Origin of the sequence: Bacillus sp. FSL M8-0256, assembly GCF_038005765.1 — a bacterium.
GTDB lineage: Bacteria > Bacillota > Bacilli > Bacillales > Bacillaceae > Bacillus > Bacillus safensis.
Window position 1 is genome coordinate 1,583,501 of record NZ_JBBOTU010000001.1, and the last position, 25,693, is coordinate 1,609,193.

A 25,693-nucleotide genomic window follows, 5' to 3' on the forward strand; every position below is an offset into this window, starting at 1 on the left:
GTGAAGCTATGGAAAAATTAGCAATCGTACTTTGTATCATTCTCATCGTGCAGTATGGGTTATCTTTTATTCAAATCAAGTATTACCGTAAAAGCATGGACTCACTGATTGATGACTACAGAGGGAAACAAGGCTATCACTTATTTTCAGGAATGGAACGGCGCAAAGTTGGCCCTGGGGCCATTGCGCTCATCATTGTGGATGAATCGTATATCATTCAAAAATGCCATGTGCTTGGCGGCGTGTCGATCTTATCTAAATTTAAAGAAGTCCCTGCATATGAAGGCAAGCATGTAGGGGCTGTGCTGGATGAGCACCACATGATGAAGAAAACGTTGAAAAAGCGCAAAAAAGCGCCAGCTGTCATGCAAGCACTTTCCATGGCGGCTGAACAGGCACTTGTCTCGATTTCGAAAAAAAATATAACAAATGTGAACTAAAGAAAGGGGAGATGAAACATGGAATGGATTCAATGGTTTGGAGAGCACTTTATCGGAATGTTTGAAGCCGGGGGAAAGCAGTTCATGGGTCTGATTACAGGTATCGTTCCAACGCTTGTTGTGTTACTTACTTTCACTTATGCTGTCATGAAATTTATTGGAGAAGAGCGAGTGAATAGAGCCATTCAGTTTGCAGCGAAATATACCATTTTGCGCTACACGTTAATGCCGATCTTATCTGTTCTTATTTTGACAAACCCAATGGCTTATACGTTTGGCCGCTTCTTACCTGAAAAACAAAAACCAGCATTCTATGATTCAGCTGTTTCATTTGTTCATCCGGTGACATCACTGTTCCCGTATGCCAACGCAGGAGAACTATTTGTCTACTTAGGAATTGCGAACGGGATTAAAGAAGCTGGATATTCAATGTCAGAGCTTGCTGTTCGTTACTTCTTAGTCGGGATCGTCGTCATTTTACTACGCGGAATCATTACTGAATGGATTACAAAATATTTAGCAGGAAAAATGAAAGCGAATTCACAATAGGGGAGGGTTAGACATGACAAACCACAAAGTATTTGTTGCAAAAGGTGCTGGCGGATGGGGAGAAGGCTTAGAGCTTGAACCAACTGGTAAAAGAAGAAAGGTCGTTTCCATTACAGGGGGAGGCATTCACCCGGTTGCACGTAAAATTGCAGAAATGACAGGGACAGAAGCATGTGATGGCTTTAAAAACTCTATACCAGAAGATGAAATGATGTGTGTTGTCATTGACTGCGGGGGAACAGCGCGAATCGGACTTTATCCAATGAAACGCATTCCAACTGTAGACGTTTTAGCATCCTCTCCTTCTGGGCCGCTTGCTAAACATATTACAGAAGATATCTTCGTATCAGGCGTAACAGAAAAAGATATTTCCTATGCAGAAGCATCTGATGGTGAGGCGAAAGCAGAAGGTCAGGAAAACAGTGAGTCGATTGACAAAGAGAATTTCAAAGAAACGTATGCAAAGCTGAAAGAGGAAAATATTGAGCGGCAGGAAAAAGGCAATTTCCTGATGAGATTCTCACGCGGAATCGGGAAAGTCACCGGTACGTTCTACCAGGCTGGCCGTGATTCTGTTGATATGCTTTTGAAAAACATTATTCCATTCATGGCATTTGTCAGTATGTTAATTGGAATTATCAATTATACAAAAATCGGTGATCTGATTGCCCATTTTCTATCACCTTTGGCAGGATCTCTTTGGGGGCTCTTACTGCTCGTTGTGGTCTGTACACTGCCGTTCCTATCACCTGTCTTAGGACCTGGAGCAGTCATTGCCCAAGTCATCGGTGTTCTGATTGGTAGTCAAATTGCACTAGGTAACATTCCGCCTCAATTTGCACTTCCAGCACTATTTGCCATTAACGGTCAAGTAGGGTGTGATTTTATTCCAGTGGGGCTGTCACTTGGTGAAGCGAAGCCGGAAACGGTACAATATGGGGTACCAGCTGTTTTGTATAGCCGTCTTATTACAGGGGTTCTATCTGTTGTAATCGCATACGTTGCCAGCTTCGGTATGTATTAAACGTATTAAAGGAGGAATCGAGATACATGGTAACACAATCTGTCGTAAAAGAAATTGGGATCTTAGTCCCGCAATTTAAAGAAGATAAGCTGATTGTTTTATTTGGACCCGCAGCGCCGCAGGAATTAAGAGATATGTCTGTCATTCATGAGTTCGAACATCTAGAAGAAGAGCCGCTGAAGCTAGGCGGAACCATTCAAGTGGGCGATCAAACGTACACGATCACAGCCCTAGGCAATAAAGCAAATGACAACTTTAAAGAGCTCGGCCATATTTCGATCTACTTCCAAGAGCCGTTTGATGATGTATTACCAGGAGCTGTATTTGCATCCCCGCACACGTTTCCTGATATAAAAGAAGGCGTACGAATTGAAATTTCGTAACCTTGTAAAAAAAGCTGTTCCTAAATTGGAACAGCTTTTTTATATGAGGTTTACCAGAAAGAGCATTTACGATATGCTGTAAACATTCATTATTTGTATATTCAGAATTTTTACTCAGGAGGAAGTTATGGTGTCACTTGAATTGAAGAATGTTTCATTAAAAAGAAATGGGAAATGGCTGCTGCAGTCTGTTGACTGGCAGGTAAATAAGCAGGAACACTGGGTGCTTTACGGTTTAAATGGTGCGGGGAAAACCGCTTTATTAAATATGCTCTGCTCCTATTATTTCCCCACGTCAGGCGAGATGACAGTGCTGGGGCATGTCTTTGGCAAGGAAGCTCTTGGTGAAAAGCTCAGGAGGAAAATTGGTCTCATCTCAGCGGGACTTGAAAAGAAATTGCACAGAGACGACAATGCTTTTGAAATTGTTTTGAGCGGCGCATTTGCTTCTATCGGGCTTTATGAAACCCCGACTGATGAAATGAGAGAGAAAGCCATTGATCTATTAAAAGCGTTTGGTTCATTCAAATATGCCAACAGAACATATGAAACCCTCTCACAGGGAGAGAAGCAAAAAGTCTTGATTGCGAGGGCTTTAATGAATGATCCGCAGCTCTTGATTTTAGATGAACCTGTGACGGGTCTTGATTTTTTAGCAAGAGAGCAAGTGCTGGAGACCATCTCATTTATTGCAGCTAAGCCTGATGCGCCTACTTTGCTCTATACGACCCATCATGCAGAGGAGATTCTGCCTGTTTTTCAGCATACCTTATTATTAAAAAATGGATCGGTTTTTGATCAAGGAGAAACAAAAGAGATGATGACAAGCGGCCTGCTTTCTTCTTTTTTTGAATGTCCGGTAGATGTCATGTGGAGAAATGGCCGTCCGCATTTAAGCAAATTGTAGATAAAAGAAACTATTGGTCTGCTTCCCTGCTTTTCCATCATACATATTATAGTAGAAAACGAAAGGCGGGGAAGGACAGATGATCAGTATTTCTGAATTCCAAATCAAGGATGTCGTCGATGTATCCAGCGGGAAAAAATTAGGTACCATTGGGGACATTGATATTAATGTCACAAGCGGCAAAATCCAAGCGATTATTATTGGCGGCACAGGTAAAATGATGGGATTTTTCGGAAAAGAAGAGGAAATGATTGTCCCATGGCGAAATATAGTAAAAATTGGCGAAGATGTGATACTTGTCCGCTTGTCTTCTTAATTCGTATAATTCCTCAATGAATCATTCAATTTTTCCTTAAAACAAACTCTTCATTCTTAGCAAACAATGTCTTTTTCGGGTAAAAAGATTACGTTTTCATATCAATTTGTAAAAAAAACTGCAGAAAGGGCACATTTGAGTGTAATATTTAATGAATCCCACTAACTGTCTATGCATGTCTTGTGGTAAAATAGGAGCGAAATAAAGAGAGATGAATGAAAGGTGGGAGGCAGCTTTGACATACAAATATGACCCCTTTCAGCAGAAATCACCATATGCAATGACCATTCATGATTGGACGAACATGACATGTTCTGGTAAAGAGGTATTGGCCGGGTTTACCACAAAAAACGGCGGCTTCAGCCTACCTCCATATCAATCATTGAACACTGGACTCCATGTAGGAGATGATGCTTCTAGTGTTCAAATGAATCGTCAAGTCATAGCAGATGCTGCTGCTGTGCCGCTCTCTGATTGGGTGTTTGCAGACCAAACACACGAGGATCGCATCCTGAAAGTCACCAAGGAGCAAAGAGGAAGAGGAAGTCTTCATTATCATGAGGCACTGCCTGGTACAGACGGTTTATATACGTCTGAGACGAACATGATGCTCGCTCTTTGTTTCGCTGATTGTGTTCCGCTTTATTTTCTAGCTCCGGAAAACGGATTAATTGGAACGGCTCATGCCGGCTGGAAAGGAACCGTCAAGCAAATTGGTGCAAAGATGGTTGATGTATGGGTCAGCCAAGAAGATGCCAAGGCCGATCATATTCAAGTCGTCATTGGACCATCCATTGGCAGCTGCTGCTACATAGTCGATGACGCAGTCATGGATCAAGTGAAACAGCTTCCTTTTTCAACAGAGGATGTGTATTCCGAGATTTCACCAGGACAATATAAAATTGATTTGAAAACATTAAACAAAAACGTATTGCTTCATGCAGGAATAAAGGAAGAAAACATACATGTCAGTTCGATGTGCACAAGCTGCAATGATCAGCTTTTCTTCTCACACCGGCGTGATCAAGGGAAAACAGGACGTATGATGTCTTTTGTCGGGTTTAAGGAGGCATAAGTGCAATTGAATGTACGAGAGAATCTCAGACAAATAAATGAACAAATAAACGAAGCATGTAAAAGAGCCGGTAGACAACCAGCAGATGTATCGGTCGTCGCTGTGACAAAGTATGTCTCAATTGAACGAGCACAAGAAGCCAAAGAAGCAGGAATTATGCACTTTGGTGAAAATCGTGACCAAGGGTTACTTGAAAAGCAGGCGGCCATAACCGATGAAAACATTAGCTGGCACTTCATCGGCAGTTTACAGACGCGAAAAGTGAAATCTGTCATTCAGTCAATTGACTACTTACATTCGCTCGACAGGATGTCTCTTGCGAATGAAATTGAAAAAAGAGCGGATCACACAGTTCGCTGTTTTGTACAAGTGAACACATCTCTTGAGGAGTCAAAACACGGCTTGAAAAGTGAAGACGTCATTCCATTTGTAAAGCAGCTAGCTGATTTCAAACAGATTGAAATTGCTGGACTGATGACGATGGCTCCATTTACAGATGATCACACTGTGATTCGCAACTGTTTTAAAACATTAAAAAATCTTCAAGAAGAAGTAAAACATCTTAACCAAGTAAATGCACCTTGTCAGCATTTATCGATGGGCATGTCAAATGATTTTGAAATCGCAATTGAAGAAGGTGCGACATTCGTTCGGATTGGCTCTTCACTTGTTGGAAATGAAACAGGAGGTGCGTGACATGAGCATAAAAAATAAGTTTAAAAGCTTTTTCACTCTCGACGATGAAGAGTATGAGTACGAATATATTGATGAAGAAAGAGAACCCGTTCAAGAAGAAAAAGGAACGAAGGACAAAGCAGCATTTCAAGATCGCCCGCAGACAGGAAAACAAAATGTCGTCAGCTTGCAAAGCGTGCAAAAATCCTCTAAAGTGGTGTTAAGTGAGCCGCGTGTTTATGCAGAGGCGCAGGAGATTGCAGACCATATTAAAAACAGACGTGCAGTCGTCGTGAATTTGCAGCGCATTCAGCATGATCAAGCAAAGCGAATCATTGACTTCTTAAGCGGAACCGTTTATGCAATCGGTGGAGACATCCAGCGTATTGGCTCGAATATATTCCTCTGCACACCTGATAATGTAGATGTATCTGGTACAATATCAGAGCTATTGACAGAGGAAGAACCTCAGAGGTGGTAAATCATAGTGATTCTAAATTTCATTTTTAATATTTTAGGAACGGTATTAACGATTTACTCATTCGCGATTATTATTTACATCTTTATGTCATGGGTGCCATCTGCAAGAGAAACTGTGTTTGGCCGTTTTCTGACAAATATTTGCGAACCGTATTTAGAACCATTTCGTAAAATTATTCCGCCAATCGGCATGATTGACATCTCGCCGATTGTGGCATTGCTTGTGATTCGTTTTGCATCATCATATGGACTAACTGGTCTTTACAATATGATTGTGCGCTTCATGTAAACAGGCTGCCGGGCTTGGCACTGCCAGGCTCTTTTACATAAGAGGGGAACAAAATGAGCGATATCTATCAGCATTTTAGAAAAGACGAACAGCCATTTGTCGACCAAGTGTTAGGCTGGAAAAAAATCGCACTCGACCAATATCGAATGAAATTAACAGATTTCCTTGATCCGCGTGAGCAATTTATTACTGAGTCCGTCATCCAGCATGGCGAAGAACTTGGGATCATGTTTTTTGGCGGGTATGAGGGAGCGGAGCGCAAAAGAGCCCTCATTTATCCTGATTATTTAGAACCTTCTATTCAAGATGTCGAGCTGTCATATTTTCAGGTGAACTATGCGAAAAAGTTTATTTCCTTAGAACACCCGAAGCTTCTCGGCTCATTGATTGGGACAGGCTTGAAGCGTCAAAAATTCGGAGATCTATTATTTTCAGAGGAAGATGTGCAGTTTATTTGTACAAGTGATGTCGCCGATTTTGTGCGGGCACAGCTGACTCATGTCGGCAGAGCAGCCGTTTCATTAGAGGAAATCACGCAGGCAGAAATAAAGCCAGTGATCACGAAGACTGATATTAAAGAAGATATCATTTCTTCACTTCGGCTTGATGCTGTATGTGCTGCTGTCAGCCGTCAGTCTCGGCAAAAAGCACAGCTTTTAGTCAAAAATGGGCTTGTCAAAGTCAATTGGAAAGTCACAGAGGACCCTTCCTTTACAATCGGTGAAGGCGATCAGCTCTCTGTTCGGGGATTTGGCCGCTTTAGCCTCAAAACGATTGATGGGAAGACCAAAAAAGATAAATTCAAAGTAACATTTGAGCTTCTGACATAACGAACTTGAATCTGGAGGTGGCGAGGTTGCCATTAACACCTAATGATATTCATAATAAAACGTTCACAAAAAGCTTTCGCGGCTATGATGAAGATGAAGTAAACGAGTTTTTAAGCCAAGTACGTAAAGACTATGAGATCGTACTTCGTAAAAAGAATGAGCTTGAAGACAAAGTAAACGAGCTTGACGAAAGACTAGGTCATTTTGCAACAATTGAAGAGACATTAAACAAATCGATTCTTGTGGCGCAGGAAGCAGCAGAAGACGTAAAGCGCCATTCGGATAAAGAAGCAAAATTGATTATTCGTGAAGCAGAGAAAAATGCAGACCGTATTATCAACGAAGCGCTGTCAAAATCAAGAAAAATTGCAATGGAAATCGAAGAGCTGAAGAAACAGTCGAAGGTCTTTAGAACTCGTTTCCAAATGCTCATCGAAGCGCAGCTTGATCTTCTGAAAAATGACGATTGGGATCATTTACTGGAATATGAAGTAGACGCTGTCTTTGATGAAAAAGAATAAGCGCATCATCTTGACATGACGTGCTCATGTTGCATATAATACCATCATAAATTAACAAGAGATAAACGTTTGAAAGGGACACTCGCAGCTGTCACATGCGTAATAAAGCGAATCAGGGATGGTGGAAGCCTGACATTACGAGACGCTGCAATGAGATCACCCCTTTAGTTCCTTTTCTGAAAAAAACAGTAAGAAAAGGCGTCTGATCACGTTACGATTTTAGAGTGGATAAGCGGCTCTTTCATATCGCTTGTCTAAAAGGGTGGTACCGCGAGACAAGCCTTCTCGTCCCTTATGGGATGAGAGGGCTTTTTTTATTGTTTTTTAATCAGAATTTGCATGTGGAGGAATGGGTATGAACTACAAAGACACCTTATTAATGCCGAAAACAGAATTCCCGATGAGAGGGAACTTGCCGAACAAAGAGCCTGAAATCCAAGAGGAGTGGGCAGAGAAAGACATCTATCAAATGGTTTTAGAGCGGACTAAAGGACGCCCGACGTTTATTTTGCATGATGGACCTCCATATGCGAATGGTGACATTCATATGGGGCATGCACTTAATAAAATCCTAAAAGATTTTATCGTCCGATTTAAATCAATGAACGGGTATCATGCACCGTATGTTCCGGGCTGGGATACACACGGGCTGCCAATTGAAACAGCTCTTACTAAAAATAAAAAAGTCAAACGCAAAGAAATGTCTACAGCAGAATTCCGCAAACTATGCGAGGAGTATGCTTGGAAGCAAATTGAAGGTCAGCGCAGCCAGTTTAAGCGATTAGGCGTTAGAGCAGACTGGGACAATCCATATGTCACATTAAAGCCTGAATACGAAGCACAGCAAATCCTTGTCTTTGGTGAAATGGCGAAGAGAGGCTACATCTATAAAGGATTAAAGCCTGTTAACTGGTCTCCTTCAAGTGAATCAGCCCTCGCTGAAGCGGAAATTGAATATAAAGACAAACGTTCACCATCGATTTACGTTTCGTTTAAAGTAAAAGATGGCAAAGGCGTTCTTGAAAACGGCGAACAATTCATTATCTGGACAACAACACCTTGGACGCTTCCTGCAAACCTTGGCATTTGTGTTCATCCAAACTTAGAGTACAGTGTTCTTCAAGTCGGTGCTGAGCGTTATGTCGTTGCATCTGAACTGGTTGAACAAGTAGTAAAAACACTCGGCTTTGAAGAATACGAAGTTGTGAAAACATTAAAAGGTAAAGAATTAGATAAAATCGTTGCAGCACATCCAATTTACGATAGAGATTCTCTTGTGATGCTTGGCGATCACGTGACAACTGATGCGGGAACTGGCTGTGTTCACACAGCACCAGGCCACGGGGAAGATGACTTTATTGTCGGTATGAAATACGGTCTTGATGTGCTCTGTCCAGTAGATGAAAAAGGTGTGATGACAGATGAGGCGCCTGGTTTTGAAGGACTATTCTACGAGGATGCCAATAAAGCCATCACAGAACAGCTTGAAGCAAAAGGTGCGCTGAAAAAGCTCGACTTTATCACGCACTCCTACCCGCATGACTGGAGAACGAAAAAACCAACGATTTATCGTGCGACAGCTCAGTGGTTTGCATCCATTAAAGATTTTAGAGAAGCGTTATTAGACAATATTAAAGAAACAAAATGGGTTCCAGCATGGGGAGAAACACGCCTGTTCAATATGGTGCGTGACAGAGGTGACTGGTGTATTTCAAGACAGCGTGTATGGGGCGTTCCAATTCCGGTCTTTTATGCGGAAAATGGTGAGCCGATCATCACGGACGAAACCATTCAGCATGTATCTCAATTATTTAGAGAGCATGGCTCGAATATTTGGTTTGAAAAAGAAGCAAAAGAGCTATTGCCAGAAGGCTTTACACATCCAGGCAGCCCGAATGGTGAATTCACAAAAGAGCAGGATATCATGGATGTATGGTTTGATTCCGGTTCTTCTCACCAAGCCGTTTTAGAAGAAAGAGACGACCTAGTCCGTCCGGCAGATCTTTACCTTGAGGGCTCTGACCAATATCGCGGCTGGTTTAACTCCTCTTTATCAACAGCAGTTGCTGTCACTGGAAAAGCACCTTATAAAGGTGTCCTAAGTCATGGCTTTACGCTTGATAAAGAAGGACGAAAGATGAGTAAATCATTAGGCAATACGATTGATCCAACGAAGGTTGCGAAGCAGCTTGGTGCAGAGATTCTAAGACTTTGGGTATCTTCAGTCAACTATCAAGCCGATCATCCAGTATCTGATGATATTTTGAAACAAGTAGCAGAAGTCTATCGTAAAATCCGTAACACCTTCCGCTTCCTGCATGGAAACCTATTTGACTTTGACCCAGCAGTAAATGCCGTGCCGGTAGAAGAGCTTCGCGAAGTGGATCAATACATCATGATCAAATTAAACAAATTGATTGATAAAGTGAAAAAAGCCTATGATGATTACGAATTTGCGGTCGTGTATCATGCGATTCACAATTTCTGTACGATTGAGCTCAGCTCTTTCTATCTTGATTTTGCAAAGGATGTCGTCTACATTGAGCATGCCGATCATCCAGACCGCCGCAGCATGCAGACGGTCTTCTACGAAACATTAATGGCTTTAGTAAAGCTGACTGCACCAATTCTTCCGCATACCGCAGATGAATTATGGAGCCACTTAAGCTTTGTTGAAGAGCCGAGTGTTCAGTTAACAGATATGCCAGAAGGTGTGGCAGTTCCTCAAGCTGAAGCGACAGAAGCGAAATTTGACCGCTTTATGGAAGTACGTGATGATGTGCTAAAAGCGCTGGAGATTGCGCGTAACGAGAAAGTCATCGGACGTTCACTTGAAGCAAGTGTGACGCTTTATGCGACAGACGAAGTGAAAAACCTTCTTGCATCCATTAAAGAAGATGTGAAGCAGCTCTTTATCATCTCTGAATTAACGGTAGAAGATGAGCAGCATGCAGATACATCAGCGCCTGAATATGCATCAGGACGAATTGTGGTTCAAAAAGCAGAAGGAGAACTGTGCGAGCGTTCCCGCATTATTTCAAAAGACGTTGGTGCAAATCCGAAATACCCAACATTGTCGCTGAAAAATGCTGAAATCGTGGAGAAATATTACCAAAATTAACAATGCGATATCACAAGCTGGCGCCCCGTCATATGCGGGGCGTTTTCTTTTATGAGAAAATGACAGCGTTTAGAACGAAAGGAAAAATCTTATGGCTTTAAAGTGACCAGGCGGGGCAACAATATGATTATCACGACAGGGCAGGAGTTGAAATAGCGACATGAATGGCGATATAGAGATGATTTACACGGAACTCCTTCAAATGAAAGAAGAGCTGCAATCTAAACTGTTTGAATACGCATCATTTCGTTCACCCGCTGAGCATGTCACATTGAATGAGGTCAAAACGACCACGCTTCTTTATCACATCAAAGAAGAGCTGCAAGATGTGTCTCTCGCTATTGCAAAAATCGAACAAGGAACCTATGGCATATGTGAGGCAACAGGAGATGTGATTCCGCTTGAACAAATGAGTATTCTTCCTACCGCCCGCACGGCTGACGACTTTTTATATCATAAGCAATACGAGAAAAAAGCATTCACTCCTTATCCTTACGAATCAAATGATTCTCATTTTGAAGCCTTCCACATGTAGGGAGGTTTTTGTCTGTCAACTAAAGTTTCTTTACTCCTTCCTGTTTTCTTGATAAAATGCTTAAAGATCAAAGTATGAAGATGGAGGAACGTGTGTGTTCTATTACATAATCGCATTCGTTATCATTTGTTTAGACCAATTAACAAAATGGCTCATTGTCAAAAATATGATGCTCGGTGATTCTGTTCCAGTCATTGATGGATTCTTTTATATCACGTCTCACCGAAATTCAGGAGCCGCATGGGGAATTCTCCAAGGGCAAATGTGGTTTTTCTATGTGATCACACTCGTTGTTATTGCGGGAATTGTTTATTACTTACAAAAACATGGACAAAAGGACAAGCTGCTGGGAGTAGCGCTGGCCTTAATGCTTGGCGGAGCAATCGGAAACTTTATCGACCGTATTTTCCGTCAGGAAGTGGTTGATTTTGCTCATTTCGTATTTGGGGATTATCACTACCCAATCTTTAATATTGCAGATTCTTCTCTTTGTGTAGGGGTTATTCTGCTCTTCATTCAAATGCTGTTAGATGGAAAGAAAAATAAGGAGTCAACTACATGAATCAAGTAAATATTGCCGTTTCAGAAGAACAAACGAGTGAACGGCTAGATAAATTTCTAAGCACGACAGAACCAGAATGGTCAAGAACCCAAGTCCAGCAATGGGTAAAAGATGGGCTGATCGAAGTAAACGGGAAACAAGTAAAGGCCAATTACAAAGTACAAGCTGGAGATCAAATCAAAGTGGAGATCCCAGATCCGGAAGCCCTAGATGTAGAAGCAGAACCAATGGATCTTGATATTTATTATGAGGATGCAGATGTGTTAGTCGTAAATAAACCACGAGGAATGGTCGTTCATCCAGCGCCAGGTCATGTGTCAGGAACACTTGTAAATGGACTGATGGCACATTGCAAAGACTTATCAGGGATTAACGGTGTGATGCGTCCTGGAATTGTCCACCGAATTGATAAAGATACGTCTGGGCTGTTAATGGTCGCTAAAAACGATATGGCACATGAGTCACTCGTCAATCAGCTGGTGGCTAAAACTGTCACAAGAAAGTATACGGCTGTTGTCCACGGTATTATCCAGCATGATACAGGCACAATTGATGCACCAATTGGCAGAGACAAAAAAGACCGCCAAAGCATGACGGTCACAAAAGAAAATGCAAAACAAGCCGTTACTCACTTTGATGTGATTGAACGCTTTAAAGACTTCACAGTTGTCGAATGCCGCCTTGAAACAGGAAGAACACACCAAATTCGTGTTCATATGAAATATATCGGCTACCCTCTTGCAGGAGATCCGAAATATGGGCCGAGAAAAACAGTCGATTTTAATGGACAGCTGCTGCATGCAGGTGTTTTAGGATTTGATCATCCTAGAACAGGAGAATATATCGAGTTCACAGCACCAATTCCAGCTGATATGCAAGCCTTTATCGATTCATTAAGAAATAACGATTGACAGGCCGTTCTTTTTTTGAAATAATAAACGAAGAAATTGAGATTCTTTAAAACAGTCCAGAGAGGCTGAGAAGGATAACGGATCAATTTGTGCACGCATATGCACAAATGAACGCCCCTCTCTGCCCTTTGCAGAAGGGGCTTTTTATTTGTCAAAAAGAGGTGTAAAAGATGGAACAAAAAGCAGTCATTCTTGATGAACAAGCGATCAGACGAGCGCTTACCCGAATTGCACATGAAATGATTGAGCGCAACAAAGGGATGAAGGATGTCATCCTTGCCGGGATCAAGACAAGAGGCATACATCTTGCAAAGCGCCTTGCAGAGCGCATCGAGCAAATTGAAGGGAATCCAGTCACTGTAGGTGAACTTGATATTACGCTATACCGTGATGACCTGACAAAAAAGACAGACAACCAAGACCCGCTTGTAAAGGGTGCAGACATACCAGCTGACATTAATGACAAAACACTTATTGTTGTTGACGATGTCCTGTTTACAGGCAGAACCGTCAGAGCAGCTATGGATGCCCTTGTGGATGTAGGAAGACCATCTTCCATTCAGCTGGCTGTGCTCGTTGACCGGGGACACCGGGAGCTGCCGATCCGAGCCGATTATATCGGGAAAAACATTCCGACTTCAAAAGCAGAGACAGTCATGGTTCAGCTTAATGAAGTAGATCAAAACGACCTTGTCGCTATATATGAAAAATAACCTTTTTAAATGCATTCCAGAGAGTTTGCAAAGAGGGCAATAACAGAGAAACCGAGCACACGGCCAACATGACGTGTCCGGTTTATCTAGGCCTCTTTGCGCATACTCGCAAAGAGGCTTTTTTAATGAAAAAGGACACATCTAGGAGGAAAATCATGAGTCAGCAAAAAGCCAATTTAGGCATTCGAGATATCCCAAAACCATTCACATGGCTGTCACTTAGCCTTCAGCATTTGTTTGCGATGTTTGGTGCGACCATTCTTGTACCAAAAATCATTGATATGAGTCCAGCCGTCGCGCTCATCTCAAGCGGAGTGGGAACGATTGTTTACTTAATCATCACAAGAGGACAAATTCCGGCGTATCTTGGATCGTCCTTTGCCTTCATCGCCCCCATACTGAATGTGAAAGCAACGGGAGGCCCTGGAGCCGCAATGGTTGGCGCCTTCATGGCGGGTGTCGCTTATGCACTCATCGCCCTATTCATTAAATGGCTCGGCACAGGCTGGCTGATGAAGCTTCTGCCGCCGGTGGTCGTAGGACCAGTCATTATGGTCATCGGACTCGGACTCGCTGGAACAGCAGTCAACATGGCGATGTATGTTGATCCGAATGCAACCGAGCTTGTTTACAGCCTCAAACACTTAATGGTCGCTGGCTTCACACTGGCTGTCACCATTATCAGTATGATTTTCCTAAGAGGATTCCTTAGCTTAATCCCAGTATTAATCGGCATCATCAGCGGCTATCTCTTTGCCTTAACACAAGGCATCGTGAACTTCCAGCCGGTCATTGACGCAAAATGGTTTGCTGTACCAGACTTCGTTGTGCCATTTGTCGACTATACACCTGCTGTGACCTTAAGCATTCTCACAGTGATGGTGCCGGTAGCCTTTGTCACAATGTCTGAGCATATCGGCCACCAAGTGGTGTTAAGTAAGGTCGTAGGACAAGATTTTATTAAAAAACCAGGTCTTCACCGTTCCATTTTAGGAGACAGTGCGGCGACGATCTTCGCTTCACTTATTGGCGGACCACCAACAACAACTTATGGAGAGAACATTGGCGTACTAGCCATCACAAGAGTGTTCAGTATCTTCGTCATCGGCGGAGCAGCCGTGTTTGCGATCTGCTTCGGTTTTGTAGGAAAAATTTCAGCATTAATCAGTACAGTGCCGTCCGCGGTGATGGGAGGCGTTTCGTTCCTGCTCTTTGGAATCATTGCTTCAAGCGGCCTGAGAATTCTGATTGATCATAAAGTGAATTTTGAAGAAAAGCGTAATCTCATTATCGCATCAGTCATCCTAGTCATTGGGATTGGCGGGGCATTCATTGAGGTGAAACAAATCAATCTCACCCTATCTGGAATGGCACTTGCTGCGATTACGGGTGTCCTGTTAAATCTGATCCTGCCGCATCAAAAAGCAGAAGATGACAACTCAAATGAATCAAATACAGAAAACCTTTTAAAAGAAGTCCAGTGAGGCTGACAAGGGTTCTAAATGGAGCAGAATGCACAAAAGTGCCGCTGCTTCTTTTGGAGAACCCTAAGCTGCCGAGGCTTAGGGTTTTTTTGAACCTGAAAGTGATGAAAAACTAGAGGGGGAAGAAAAAATGAATGATTTATCGACAATGAGCAGCTTATCAAAAGAAGAGATTTTACAGCTGATTGAAGAAGCAGCTGCACTCAAAAAGGGGAAACAAGAACATGGATTAGCCGGAGAATTTGTGGCAAACCTTTTCTTTGAACCAAGCACAAGAACACGTTTTAGCTTCGAAGTAGCCGAGAAGAAACTAGGGATGAATGTCCTGAGCTTAGATGCGGCAAGCACCTCCGTTCAAAAAGGCGAAACACTTTACGATACGGTAAAAACACTCGAATCGATCGGAGTAAAGGCATGTGTGATCAGAGACAGCACCGATGAATATTATAACGAGCTGATTGGGAAGGTTGGAATTCCCATCATCAATGCAGGAGATGGCTGCGGACAGCATCCAACCCAATCACTGCTTGACCTCATGACCATCTTTGAAGAGTTTGGCGGCTTTGAAGGCTTAACGATTTCGATTCATGGAGACATCAAACATAGCAGGGTGGCAAGATCAAATGCTGAGGTTCTCTCAAGGCTGGGAGCGACAGTCCTGTTTTCAGGGCCTGCTTCCTTCCAGGATGAACAAAACCCTCACGGAACGTATGTCCAAGTAGATGAAGCCATCGCACAATCTGATGTGGTGATGCTGCTTAGAATCCAGCATGAACGGCACGCTGAAAAAATGGGCAGCGAAGATTACTTATCAACTTATGGATTAACAGTAGACAGAGCAAACAAAATGAAAGAACGCGCGATTATTATGCATCCAGCACCAGTAAACAGAGGTGTTGAAATAGATGATTCATTAGTAGAGGCCAAGCAGTCAAGGATTTTCAAACAAATGGAAAATGGTGTTTATATCCGAATGGCTGTATTAAAAAGAGCTTTTCAAAATAGCACACTACATCAAAAAGGGAGAGATTCTGTCTATGTCATATCTCATTAAAAACGGGTTTATCTTAACAAGCACAGGTGAAAGAGTGCAGCAGGATATTAGGGTAAAAGGAAAAGTGATTCAAGCGATTGGTCACCTAGAAAGAGAAGACGGAGAAGAGGTTATTGATGCAGCGGGGCTATTTGTGTCACCAGGCTTGATCGATCTGCATGTGCATTTAAGAGAGCCAGGCGGAGAGAAAAAGGAAACGATTGAAACAGGCTCTAAAGCAGCCGCAAGAGGCGGATTTACGACGATTGCAGCGATGCCGAATACAAGGCCGGTTCCAGATACAAAAGAGCAAATGGAATGGCTGATGAATCGCATCGAAGAGACCTCATCTGTGAGAGTGCTGCCATACGCCTCCATCACAACGAGACAAATTGGGGAAGAGATGACGGATTTTGCAGCACTAAAAGAAGCAGGCGCCTTTGCTTTTACAGATGACGGTGTCGGCATCCAAACAGCAGGCATGATGTACGAAGCGATGAAACAGGCAGCAAGTCTTGATCAAGCGATTGTGGCGCACTGTGAAGATAACTCGCTCATTTACGGCGGGTGCGTTCATGAAGGAGAATTTTCAAAAGCAAATGGGTTAAACGGAATACCGTCAATCTGTGAATCGGTGCATATTGCAAGAGATGTTCTTTTAGCAGAAGCAGCGAACTGTCATTATCATGTATGTCATATCAGTACGAAAGAATCTGTGCGGGTCGTACGCGATGCAAAAAAAGCAGGCATCCGTGTGACGGCTGAGGTGTCACCGCATCACCTGCTGTTGTGTGATACGGACATTCCAGGTCTTGATACAAACTATAAAATGAACCCGCCGCTCAGAGGAACAGAGGATCGCGAGGCATTGATCGAGGGACTGTTAGATGGAACGATTGATTTCATCGCAACAGACCATGCGCCGCATACAGAAGAAGAAAAGAACGAAACGATGCAGCGTGCCCCATTTGGAATTGTGGGACTTGAAACTGCGTTTCCGCTTCTGTATACACGATTTGTCAAAACAGGCGAATGGACATTAAAGCAACTCGTTGATTATATGACAATCAAACCAGCTGAAGCATTTTCTCTTCCATACGGAAAGCTTGAAGAAGGGCACATAGCTGATATCACACTCATTGATTTAAACAAAGAAATGGCAATCGATAAAAAAAGCTTCTTATCTAAAGGGCAAAATACACCGTTTGACAAATTGACTGTATCAGGATGGCCGGTCATGACACTTGCATCTGGGAAAGTCGTTTATGAAGAGGGGAGACTAGTAAAATGAAGAGACGCTTAGTGCTAGAAAACGGAACAGTATTCGAAGGAACAGGCTTTGGCAGCTTAGAACCATCAGTCGGAGAAGTCGTCTTTAATACAGGGATGACGGGCTATCAAGAAATTTTGTCTGATCCATCATACTGCGGACAAATTGTCACACTGACTTACCCGCTTATCGGCAACTATGGCATTAACCGTGACGATTTTGAATCGATCACACCGTTTGTGAAAGGGCTGATTGTGAAAGAGCTTTGTGAAAAGCCCTCAAACTGGCGCTCTTCATATTCACTCGATGAATATTTAAAAATGAAAAACATTCCGGGGCTGAGCGGAATCGATACACGGAAGCTGACTAGAATGATTCGAAGTGCAGGGACTTTAAGAGGGGCATTTGCAGGACCTGATGAACAAGTAGAAGACGTTGTCCGCCGCCTTCAAACATTGCAGCTGCCAACAGATCAAGTGAGTCAAGTATCTGTGAAAAATGCGTACCCAAGCCCAGGCAGAGGAAAAAGAATTGTCCTTGTCGATTTCGGCATGAAGCACGGCATTTTGCGCGAGCTCAATAAACGTGACTGCGACGTCATTGTGGTGCCATACAACATCACTGCAGATGAAGTGCTGCAGCTAAAGCCTGATGGCATCATGCTTTCAAACGGACCTGGAGATCCTGTGGATGTACCGGAAGCCGTTGAGATGATTCAGCAATTGATTGGAAAGGTGCCGCTCTTTGGTATATGCCTCGGACATCAATTATTTGCTCTAGCGTGCGGTGCAAGCACAGAAAAAATGAAATTTGGCCACAGAGGATCAAACCATCCGGTGAAAGAACTAGCAACTGGCAAGGTGACACTGACGTCTCAAAACCATGGCTACACGGTTAGCAGTATTAACGAAGACGTGCTCGAAGTCACACATATTGCCCTAAACGACAATACGATTGAAGGATTAAAACATAAAGAAGCACCAGCATTCACTGTTCAGTACCACCCAGAAGCATCACCGGGTCCAGAAGATGCAAACTACTTATTTGACCAGTTCATGGAAATGATTCATACGACTGAGAAAGAAGGGGAAGAAGTATGCCAAAACGCGTAGACATCAAAAAGATTTTAGTAATCGGATCAGGTCCTATCATCATCGGTCAGGCAGCGGAGTTTGACTATGCAGGTACACAGGCTTGCTTAGCGCTAAAAGAAGAGGGCTATGAAGTCGTTCTTGTGAACTCTAACCCTGCGACCATTATGACAGATACAGAAATGGCTGATAAGGTATACATCGAACCACTGACACCAGAATTTTTAACACGAATCATTCGAAAAGAACGCCCTGATGCGATCTTGCCAACACTTGGCGGGCAAACTGGATTAAACCTTGCTGTTGAATTGTCAGAGCTTGGCGTATTAGCTGAATGCGGCGTTGAAGTACTCGGTACAAAGCTGTCAGCCATCCAAAAAGCAGAGGATAGAGATTTATTCCGTAATTTAATGAATGAACTAAATGAGCCTGTACCAGAAAGTGAAATCATTCATAACCTGGAAGAAGCAATGGCGTTTACAGATCAAATCGGTTTCCCTGTCATCGTCAGACCAGCCTATACATTAGGCGGAACGGGCGGCGGAATTTGTACAAACGAGCAAGAACTGAAGGAAATCGTTGAAAACGGTCTGAAGCTAAGCCCAGTCACACAATGCTTACTTGAAAAAAGCATTGCAGGCTTTAAAGAAATTGAATATGAAGTCATGCGAGACAGCGGTGACCATGCAATCGTTGTTTGTAACATGGAAAACTTTGACCCTGTCGGCATCCATACTGGTGACAGTATTGTTGTAGCCCCAAGCCAAACGTTAAGTGACCGTGAATATCAGCTGCTTCGAAATGTGTCGCTTAAGCTGATCCGTGCACTTGGCATTGAAGGCGGCTGTAACGTTCAGCTGGCACTTGATCCAAACAGTTTTCAATACTATATCATCGAAGTAAACCCGCGTGTGAGCCGTTCATCTGCGCTTGCGTCGAAAGCGACAGGCTATCCAATAGCCAAATTGGCAGCGAAAATTGCTGTCGGCTTAACGCTTGATGAAATGATGAACCCAGTCACAGGTAAAACCTATGCAGCCTTCGAGCCGGCACTTGACTATATCGTTTCAAAAATACCGCGCTGGCCGTTCGATAAATTTGAATCTGCGAACAGACGTCTTGGTACGCAAATGAAGGCAACTGGTGAAGTCATGGCGATCGGCCGCACATTAGAAGAGTCTCTTCTAAAGGCTGTACGTTCACTTGAAGCCGATGTGCATCACATTGAATTAAAAGATGAAGCAGACATCACAAATGAAGTGCTTGAAAAACGGATTATCAAAGCGGGAGACGAACGATTATTTTATATCGCTGAGGCGCTTAGAAGAGGCTATACAGTCGAACAAATACATGAATTCTCAAAAATTGATTACTTCTTCCTTCATAAGCTGGAAGGCATCATCGCCTTTGAGAAGATATTAAAAGAAAACAAAGGCAATACAGACGTATTAAAAGAAGCGAAAGAAAAAGGCTTCTCAGATATCTACATTAGCCGCGAGTGGAAGATGAACGAAGCGGATGTCTACAAGCTAAGACAAGAAGCAGGCATTGTACCTGTATACAAAATGGTGGATACATGTGCGGCAGAATTTGAATCAGAGACACCATATTTCTACAGCACATATGAAGATGAAAATGAATCAGAACGTACAGACAAGAAAAGCGTTATCGTATTAGGTTCAGGTCCTATCCGAATTGGACAAGGGGTTGAATTTGATTATGCGACTGTTCACTCTGTGTGGGCAATTAAACAAGCAGGCTATGAAGCGATCATTATAAACAACAACCCTGAAACGGTCTCAACAGACTTTAGTATTTCAGATAAGCTCTACTTTGAACCACTCACTGTAGAAGATGTCATGCATATCATCGACCTTGAACAGCCTGAAGGAGTCGTCGTTCAGTTCGGCGGACAAACGGCGATCAACCTAGCAGATGAATTATCAAATAGAGGGGTTAAAATTCTTGGAACTTCTCTAGAAGACCTAGACCGCGCAGAAAACCGGGACAAGTTTGAACAAACGTTAGAAACACTCGGCGTGCCGCAGCCTAAAGGGAAAACAGCAACGTCTGTGCCTGAAGCTGTAGCGATTGCCAATCAAATCGGCTACCCAGTCCTTGTCCGTCCTTCCTATGTATTAGGCGGCCGCGCGATGGAAATTGTGTATCAAGAAGCTGAGCTTCTTCACTACATGGAGAATGCGGTGAAGGTTAACCCGCAGCATCCAGTGTTAATTGACAAGTATTTGACAGGAAAAGAAATTGAAGTAGATGCCGTGTCTGATGGAGAAACTGTCGTAATCCCAGGCATTATGGAACACATTGAAAGAGCCGGAGTTCACTCTGGTGACTCGATTGCGGTCTATCCGCCGCAAACATTGTCTGAGGACATCAAAGCAAAGATCGCAGAATACACGATCAAGCTTGCAAAAGGACTCAACATTATTGGGCTTTTGAACATTCAGTTTGTCCTATCAAAAGGTGAAGTGTATGTACTTGAAGTGAACCCGAGATCAAGCCGGACGGTTCCTTTCTTAAGTAAAATTACAGGCATCCCGATGGCAAACCTTGCGACAAAAGTCATCTTAGGAGACAAGCTCAAAAATTATGGCTACGAAGAAGGGCTTCATACAGAGCAAGAAGGAGTGTACGTCAAAGTTCCAGTCTTCTCTTTTGCAAAATTAAGAAGAGTGGATATTACACTCGGGCCTGAAATGAAATCAACAGGTGAGGTCATGGGGAAAGATGTCACGATCGAAAAAGCCCTATATAAAGGATTGATTGCATCAGGCATTCAAATCCCTAATGACGGAACAGTTCTTCTGACAGTGGCTGATAAGGATAAAGAAGAAGGACTTGAGATCGCAAGAAGATTCCATTCGATCGGCTATCATATTTTAGCAACAGAAGGAACGGCGAATTATTTAAAACAAGCCTCCATTCCTTCAAGTGTGGTCGGCAAAATTGGAGAAGAAGGCAAAAATCTTCTTGATGTTATTCGAAACGGGGAAGCCCAATTCGTGATCAACACATTAACAAAAGGAAAACAGCCGGCAAGAGACGGCTTTAGAATTAGACGTGAATCTGTTGAAAACGGAGTGGCTTGCTTAACGTCACTAGATACAGCAGAAGCCATTTTAAGAGTGCTTGAGAGCATGACATTTAGAGCGGATGAAATGCCAGAAGTGAAAACGAATGCTGAGGTGACAGTAACGATATGAAAAAAGCATACTTGACGGTCGTCTCGAACCGAGAGATCGCTGATCATATTTACGAAATGACATTACAAGGTGACCTTGTGGACTCCTTTCAAACGGCTGGACAATTTCTTCATCTAAAGGTCAGTGAATCGATGACACCGCTGCTGAGAAGACCGATCAGTATTGCCAACATTCATGCCGAGCAAAAAGAAGCAACCATCATTTACCGCGCAGAGGGAGAGGGCACAAAGCTCCTCTCCCAAAAGCGGGAGGGAGAATCAGTCGATGTATTAGGGCCGCTTGGAAACGGGTATGATCCTTCAGTCGTCAAGCCCGGAGAGACGGCATTACTAGTCGGCGGCGGAATTGGCGTACCGCCTCTATATGAACTGTCCAAGCGTTTAACGAAAAAAGGCGTCATCGTAAAGCATGTCCTCGGCTTTCAGTCGAAAAAGGATGTATTTTACGAGGGAAAATTTCAAGCACTCGGCGATACGTTTATTGCAACGGTTGATGGCACATACGGTGCTAAAGGCTTTGTAACAGATGTGATAAAAGAGCAAAACCTGAGCTTTGATGTGCTGCTTTCCTGCGGTCCAACACCTATGCTAAAAGCGCTGAAAGACACGTATCCTGATAAGCCTGTCTACATTTCGATGGAAGAACGAATGGGCTGCGGGATTGGTGCCTGCTTTGCATGTGTCTGTCATACCGATCAGCTCGACAAACCTTACGTCAAAGTGTGTCTTGATGGACCTGTATTTAAAGCAGAGGAGGTGGCATTGTCATGCTAAACGTTGAGTTACCGGGATTATCTTTAAAGAATCCAATTATCCCTGCATCAGGCTGCTTTGGATTCGGGAGAGAATTTGCATCCTTATATGACCTGTCATTGCTGGGCGGTATCATGATCAAAGCCACAACCCTTGAACCGAGATTTGGCAATCCGACTCCAAGGGTAGCTGAGACAGGAGCCGGTATGCTCAATGCAATCGGCCTTCAAAACCCAGGTCTAAAAGATGTGCTTGAAAATGAATTGCCTTGGCTCGAGCAGTTTGATACGCCTATTATTGCGAATGTTGCTGGCTCACAGGTGGATGATTATGTTGAAGTAGCCAAGCAAATCAGCCAAGCAAAAAATGTTCATGCCCTTGAGCTGAACATTTCTTGCCCAAATGTTAAAACCGGCGGAATCGCCTTTGGTACAGATCCAAATATGGCAGCATCATTGACAAAAGCAGTCAAGAAAGTCTCTTCCGTACCTGTCTATGTCAAGCTGTCACCTAACGTAGCCAATATTGTAGAAATTGCTCAAGCGATTGAAGCTGCTGGAGCAGATGGACTCACTATGATTAACACATTAATTGGGATGCGTTTAGATTTAAAAACGGGGAAACCCATCCTTGCCAATAAAACAGGCGGATTATCAGGACCAGCTGTCAAACCTGTCGCTGTACGTATGGTGCATGAGGTGAGTCAAGCGGTTTCTATTCCGATTATCGGGATGGGCGGAGTGCAAAGTGCTGAAGATGTACTTGAATTTTTACTAGCAGGTGCAAGTGCAGTCGCTGTCGGTACAGCCAATTTTGTGAATCCATTTATTTGCCCGGAAATCATTGAAGAATTGCCAAATGTGTTAGCAGCATATGGTTATTCATCTGTAGAGGAATGTATCGGAAGGAGCTGGAAACATGAAGCACTTGCCCATCATCGCGCTTGATTTTCCATCAGGGCAGGACGCGCTTGCCTTTTTAGATCCCTTTGAAGGGACACCATTATTTGTGAAGGTCGGCATGGAGCTGTTTTACCAAGAAGGACCTGCCATCCTTGATGCGCTGAAAGAAAAAAATTGCCGCATTTTTCTCGATCTAAAATTACATGACATTCCAACAACGGTGCAAAAAGCGATGAACCGGCTTGCCGCACTTGGCGTTGATTTGGTCAATGTGCATGCTGCTGGCGGGAAACGAATGATGCAGGCTGCATTAGAGGGACTTGAAAGCGGGACTCCTGCTGGACAAAGCCGTCCGGGCATTATTGCAGTGACCCAGCTGACTAGTACGTCAGAAGACATGATGAGAAACGAATTACTCATTGACCGTCCGCTGCAAGAGACTGTTATCCGGTATGGACAATTAGCATATGAAAGTGGACTGGACGGTGTTGTTTGCTCTGTTCATGAATCTAAAGCACTTCATGAACATATCTCACCCTCCTTTCTCACTGTAACGCCAGGGATTCGCTTACCGAATGATCAAACCGATGACCAAAAGCGTGTGGCGACACCTGCCTATGCAAAAGAGCAAGGTGTTTCACAAATCGTTGTCGGGAGATCAATCACAAAAGCTGATAAACCAATAGAAGCCTATCATCAAATTTTGAAAGAGTGGGAGTGAGTGCCAGATGAAATCAAAAATCGCGAAACATCTATTACAAATCAAAGCGGTCTCATTAAAACCAGACGAACCGTTTACATGGGCGAGCGGTATAAAATCACCGATCTATTGTGATAACCGCCTCACATTATCATATCCAGAAGTCAGACACGACATTGCGGAAGGTCTAAAAGATTTGATTCTCACTCATTTCAAGGGAGCAGAGGTTGTCGCGGGTACTGCAACAGCAGGCATTCCGCATGCGGCATTAGCAGCAGACCGCTTGAACATCCCGATGTGTTATGTCAGAAGTAAGCCGAAAGCACACGGCAAAGGAAATCAAATTGAAGGGGCCGTATCGAAAGGCCAAAAGGTTGTCGTCGTCGAAGACCTTATTTCCACAGGAGGCAGTGTGCTGGAAGTGGTTGCTGCTCTTCAAGCTGAAGGCTGCGAGGTACTAGGAGTTGCCGCAATCTTCACATACGGACTGCCAAAAGCAGCGGCCGCTTTTCAAGAAAAAAATATTCCATATGTCACCCTGACAGACTATGACACATTGACAGATGTGGCACTTGAACTGAAAGCGATTGAGCCGTCTGCGATGAACAAACTAAAACGCTGGAGACAAGACCCTTCCTCTGAATCTTGGATGGAAGAAACGGTCTGAAAAGTCAAAGTCCATCGTTAACAATTTTAAAGCTGTGCCTGCCCGCACGGCTTTTTTATTTGGGTAAAAATAGTAAAATAGACTCAAATTTTAATAAAAACTAATCCTATCAATAAAGTCGGGTTGACTTTTGTTTGAATTGTGTTAATATTTAAGACAAATTGAAACTCTTATCCAGAGAGGTGGAGGGACTGGCCCGATGAAACCCGGCAACCTGCGATTCGCAAGGTGCTACTTCCTGCAAAATGATTCTATTTTGAAAGATAAGGAAATTGTGAGCTTCCTCATCTTTCTTTCGGACTGAAAGAAAGTTTTTTTATTTTAACGGTGAGGAGGAAGAGGAGATGGAAGTGAAACAAAATCAGGATGAGGACTTAGTAAAGCATATGCAAGAACTGATTGGGGATATGAAATTCGGTTCAATTACGTTAATTGTTCAGGACGGTCAAGTGATTCAAGTGGAAAAAAACGAAAAAATTAGATTAAAGTAGTGCGGAAAATAGCAATATGAGCGGTACTCCGGAAGGGGAGAAATCATGTTAACTTATGAAAATTGGCAAGAGCCGTCCATTACATTTCAAGAGGATGATTTGTATAAAGGAGCCCTGTCTGTACTGAAATGGGCGTACGGTCATTATGGTGACCAGCTCGTATATGCGTGCAGCTTTGGGATTGAGGGCATCGTTCTAATTGATCTGATTGCAAAAGTAAAAAAAGATGCGAGAATTGTCTTTTTAGATACAGGTCTGCATTTTAAAGAAACTTACGACACAATTGATGCGGTAAAGGAAAGATATCCGGGCTTAGATATTGTACTGAAAACGCCTGAGCTGACGGTTGAACAGCAAAATGAGCAGCACGGTGATCAATTATGGAAAACAGATCCTCAAAGCTGCTGTCATATGCGTAAGGTCATTCCTTTGCAAGAAGCCTTATCTGGTTATCCAGCATGGCTTTCTGGTTTAAGAAGAGAGCAGTCACCAAAACGAGCAGGGACGAATTTCTTAAATAAGGATGAAAAATTCAAATCAGTGAAAGTATGTCCGCTTATCCATTGGACGTGGAAGGACATATGGAGATATGCATCTAGAGAGGAACTTACTTATAATCCGCTGCATGACCAAGGATATCCAAGTATCGGCTGTGCACCGTGTACACAGCCAGCATTTACTGCAGATGATCTGCGTTCTGGCAGATGGTCAGGCACAGCAAAGACAGAGTGCGGATTACATGAGTAAGGGA

At 43.2% G+C, this 25,693-nt stretch carries 28 protein-coding genes, 1 riboswitch and 1 other annotated feature; all 28 genes read left to right on the forward strand.

Annotation, left to right across the window (positions count from 1 at the left end):
* The first annotated feature begins 8 nt into the window (after positions 1 to 8).
* The 28 genes from NSQ76_RS07980 (at position 9) to NSQ76_RS08115 (ending at position 25,689) form a co-directional block, all read left to right on the forward strand.
* Positions 9 to 440 carry a transcriptional regulator GutM gene (locus tag NSQ76_RS07980; protein ID WP_024424247.1) on the forward strand — a complete coding sequence of 144 codons (432 nt, stop codon included), beginning with the start codon at positions 9 to 11 and terminating at the stop codon, positions 438 to 440.
* Between the two features lie 18 nt (positions 441 to 458).
* Positions 459 to 989 (forward strand): PTS glucitol/sorbitol transporter subunit IIC, encoded by a 531-nt coding sequence (gene srlA, locus NSQ76_RS07985; protein ID WP_024424246.1) that lies wholly within the window; start codon positions 459 to 461, stop codon positions 987 to 989.
* Positions 990 to 1,002: 13 nt separating this feature from the next.
* Positions 1,003 to 2,013, forward strand: coding sequence for a PTS glucitol/sorbitol transporter subunit IIB (srlE, locus tag NSQ76_RS07990; protein ID WP_024426936.1), 1,011 nt, complete (start codon positions 1,003 to 1,005; stop codon positions 2,011 to 2,013).
* Positions 2,014 to 2,039: 26 nt separating this feature from the next.
* Entirely contained in the window at positions 2,040 to 2,396 is a 357-nt protein-coding gene (locus NSQ76_RS07995) for a PTS glucitol/sorbitol transporter subunit IIA (protein ID WP_007499733.1), read from the forward strand.
* A 130-nt stretch (positions 2,397 to 2,526) separates the two neighbouring features.
* On the forward strand, positions 2,527 to 3,303 hold the full coding sequence (locus NSQ76_RS08000) for an ABC transporter ATP-binding protein (RefSeq protein WP_024424244.1): 777 nt from the start codon (positions 2,527 to 2,529) through the stop codon (positions 3,301 to 3,303).
* Positions 3,304 to 3,382: 79 nt separating this feature from the next.
* Complete coding sequence (locus NSQ76_RS08005) at positions 3,383 to 3,619, forward strand: YlmC/YmxH family sporulation protein (protein WP_008344958.1); 237 nt, start codon at positions 3,383 to 3,385, stop codon at positions 3,617 to 3,619.
* A 211-nt stretch (positions 3,620 to 3,830) separates the two neighbouring features.
* Entirely contained in the window at positions 3,831 to 4,694 is an 864-nt protein-coding gene (gene pgeF, locus NSQ76_RS08010) for a peptidoglycan editing factor PgeF (protein ID WP_034623682.1), read from the forward strand.
* A 6-nt stretch (positions 4,695 to 4,700) separates the two neighbouring features.
* Positions 4,701 to 5,390, forward strand: coding sequence for a YggS family pyridoxal phosphate-dependent enzyme (locus tag NSQ76_RS08015; protein ID WP_034623709.1), 690 nt, complete (start codon positions 4,701 to 4,703; stop codon positions 5,388 to 5,390).
* Between the two features lies 1 nt (position 5,391).
* Entirely contained in the window at positions 5,392 to 5,850 is a 459-nt protein-coding gene (gene sepF, locus NSQ76_RS08020) for a cell division protein SepF (protein ID WP_024424241.1), read from the forward strand.
* A 6-nt stretch (positions 5,851 to 5,856) separates the two neighbouring features.
* Entirely contained in the window at positions 5,857 to 6,138 is a 282-nt protein-coding gene (locus NSQ76_RS08025) for a YggT family protein (RefSeq protein ID WP_024424240.1), read from the forward strand.
* Between the two features lie 53 nt (positions 6,139 to 6,191).
* A complete protein-coding gene (locus NSQ76_RS08030) occupies positions 6,192 to 6,968 on the forward strand; it encodes a YlmH family RNA-binding protein (RefSeq protein ID WP_034623681.1) in 777 nt (258 codons plus the stop codon).
* A gap of 26 nt (positions 6,969 to 6,994) precedes the next feature.
* Positions 6,995 to 7,489 (forward strand): DivIVA domain-containing protein, encoded by a 495-nt coding sequence (locus tag NSQ76_RS08035; RefSeq protein WP_008344947.1) that lies wholly within the window; start codon positions 6,995 to 6,997, stop codon positions 7,487 to 7,489.
* Between the two features lie 59 nt (positions 7,490 to 7,548).
* Positions 7,549 to 7,785: a binding site (T-box leader), on the forward strand.
* A gap of 59 nt (positions 7,786 to 7,844) precedes the next feature.
* The gene (gene ileS / locus NSQ76_RS08040; RefSeq protein WP_024424238.1) at positions 7,845 to 10,610 is read left to right on the forward strand and encodes an isoleucine--tRNA ligase; all 2,766 of its coding nucleotides are present in this window, start codon (positions 7,845 to 7,847) and stop codon (positions 10,608 to 10,610) included.
* A 160-nt stretch (positions 10,611 to 10,770) separates the two neighbouring features.
* Positions 10,771 to 11,145: a TraR/DksA family transcriptional regulator gene (locus tag NSQ76_RS08045; protein ID WP_206533877.1), complete on the forward strand. Its 375-nt coding sequence runs from the start codon at positions 10,771 to 10,773 to the stop codon at positions 11,143 to 11,145.
* 94 nt (positions 11,146 to 11,239) lie between these two features.
* Complete coding sequence (gene lspA, locus NSQ76_RS08050) at positions 11,240 to 11,707, forward strand: signal peptidase II (RefSeq protein WP_024424236.1); 468 nt, start codon at positions 11,240 to 11,242, stop codon at positions 11,705 to 11,707.
* On the forward strand, positions 11,704 to 12,618 hold the full coding sequence (locus NSQ76_RS08055; RefSeq protein ID WP_024426940.1) for an RluA family pseudouridine synthase: 915 nt from the start codon (positions 11,704 to 11,706) through the stop codon (positions 12,616 to 12,618). Before lspA ends, NSQ76_RS08055 begins: the two co-directional genes overlap by 4 nt.
* A gap of 170 nt (positions 12,619 to 12,788) precedes the next feature.
* A complete protein-coding gene (gene pyrR, locus NSQ76_RS08060; RefSeq protein ID WP_024424234.1) occupies positions 12,789 to 13,331 on the forward strand; it encodes a bifunctional pyr operon transcriptional regulator/uracil phosphoribosyltransferase PyrR in 543 nt (180 codons plus the stop codon).
* 155 nt (positions 13,332 to 13,486) lie between these two features.
* Positions 13,487 to 14,815: a solute carrier family 23 protein gene (locus tag NSQ76_RS08065; RefSeq protein ID WP_025092549.1), complete on the forward strand. Its 1,329-nt coding sequence runs from the start codon at positions 13,487 to 13,489 to the stop codon at positions 14,813 to 14,815.
* 130 nt (positions 14,816 to 14,945) lie between these two features.
* A complete protein-coding gene (locus NSQ76_RS08070; RefSeq protein WP_262089394.1) occupies positions 14,946 to 15,869 on the forward strand; it encodes an aspartate carbamoyltransferase catalytic subunit in 924 nt (307 codons plus the stop codon).
* Positions 15,853 to 17,139 (forward strand): dihydroorotase, encoded by a 1,287-nt coding sequence (locus NSQ76_RS08075; protein ID WP_341053297.1) that lies wholly within the window; start codon positions 15,853 to 15,855, stop codon positions 17,137 to 17,139. The genes NSQ76_RS08070 and NSQ76_RS08075 overlap by 17 nt, the downstream gene beginning before the upstream one ends.
* Positions 17,136 to 18,230: a carbamoyl phosphate synthase small subunit gene (locus NSQ76_RS08080; protein ID WP_024424230.1), complete on the forward strand. Its 1,095-nt coding sequence runs from the start codon at positions 17,136 to 17,138 to the stop codon at positions 18,228 to 18,230. The genes NSQ76_RS08075 and NSQ76_RS08080 overlap by 4 nt, the downstream gene beginning before the upstream one ends.
* Positions 18,215 to 21,430 (forward strand): carbamoyl-phosphate synthase (glutamine-hydrolyzing) large subunit, encoded by a 3,216-nt coding sequence (gene carB / locus NSQ76_RS08085; RefSeq protein WP_169510837.1) that lies wholly within the window; start codon positions 18,215 to 18,217, stop codon positions 21,428 to 21,430. Before NSQ76_RS08080 ends, carB begins: the two co-directional genes overlap by 16 nt.
* Positions 21,427 to 22,203 carry a dihydroorotate dehydrogenase electron transfer subunit gene (locus NSQ76_RS08090; protein ID WP_125586832.1) on the forward strand — a complete coding sequence of 259 codons (777 nt, stop codon included), beginning with the start codon at positions 21,427 to 21,429 and terminating at the stop codon, positions 22,201 to 22,203. The genes carB and NSQ76_RS08090 overlap by 4 nt, the downstream gene beginning before the upstream one ends.
* Complete coding sequence (locus tag NSQ76_RS08095; protein ID WP_341053301.1) at positions 22,197 to 23,129, forward strand: dihydroorotate dehydrogenase; 933 nt, start codon at positions 22,197 to 22,199, stop codon at positions 23,127 to 23,129. The genes NSQ76_RS08090 and NSQ76_RS08095 overlap by 7 nt, the downstream gene beginning before the upstream one ends.
* Positions 23,101 to 23,805: an orotidine-5'-phosphate decarboxylase gene (gene pyrF, locus NSQ76_RS08100; RefSeq protein WP_024424226.1), complete on the forward strand. Its 705-nt coding sequence runs from the start codon at positions 23,101 to 23,103 to the stop codon at positions 23,803 to 23,805. The genes NSQ76_RS08095 and pyrF overlap by 29 nt, the downstream gene beginning before the upstream one ends.
* A gap of 7 nt (positions 23,806 to 23,812) precedes the next feature.
* Complete coding sequence (pyrE, locus tag NSQ76_RS08105; protein ID WP_024424225.1) at positions 23,813 to 24,451, forward strand: orotate phosphoribosyltransferase; 639 nt, start codon at positions 23,813 to 23,815, stop codon at positions 24,449 to 24,451.
* 167 nt (positions 24,452 to 24,618) lie between these two features.
* Positions 24,619 to 24,721: riboswitch (SAM riboswitch) on the forward strand.
* A 116-nt stretch (positions 24,722 to 24,837) separates the two neighbouring features.
* Positions 24,838 to 24,942, forward strand: a complete 105-nt coding sequence (locus NSQ76_RS08110; protein ID WP_369810469.1) for a DUF2292 domain-containing protein — start codon at positions 24,838 to 24,840, stop codon at positions 24,940 to 24,942.
* Between the two features lie 45 nt (positions 24,943 to 24,987).
* Entirely contained in the window at positions 24,988 to 25,689 is a 702-nt protein-coding gene (locus tag NSQ76_RS08115; protein ID WP_024424224.1) for a phosphoadenylyl-sulfate reductase, read from the forward strand.
* The last annotated feature ends 4 nt before the right edge of the window (positions 25,690 to 25,693 follow it).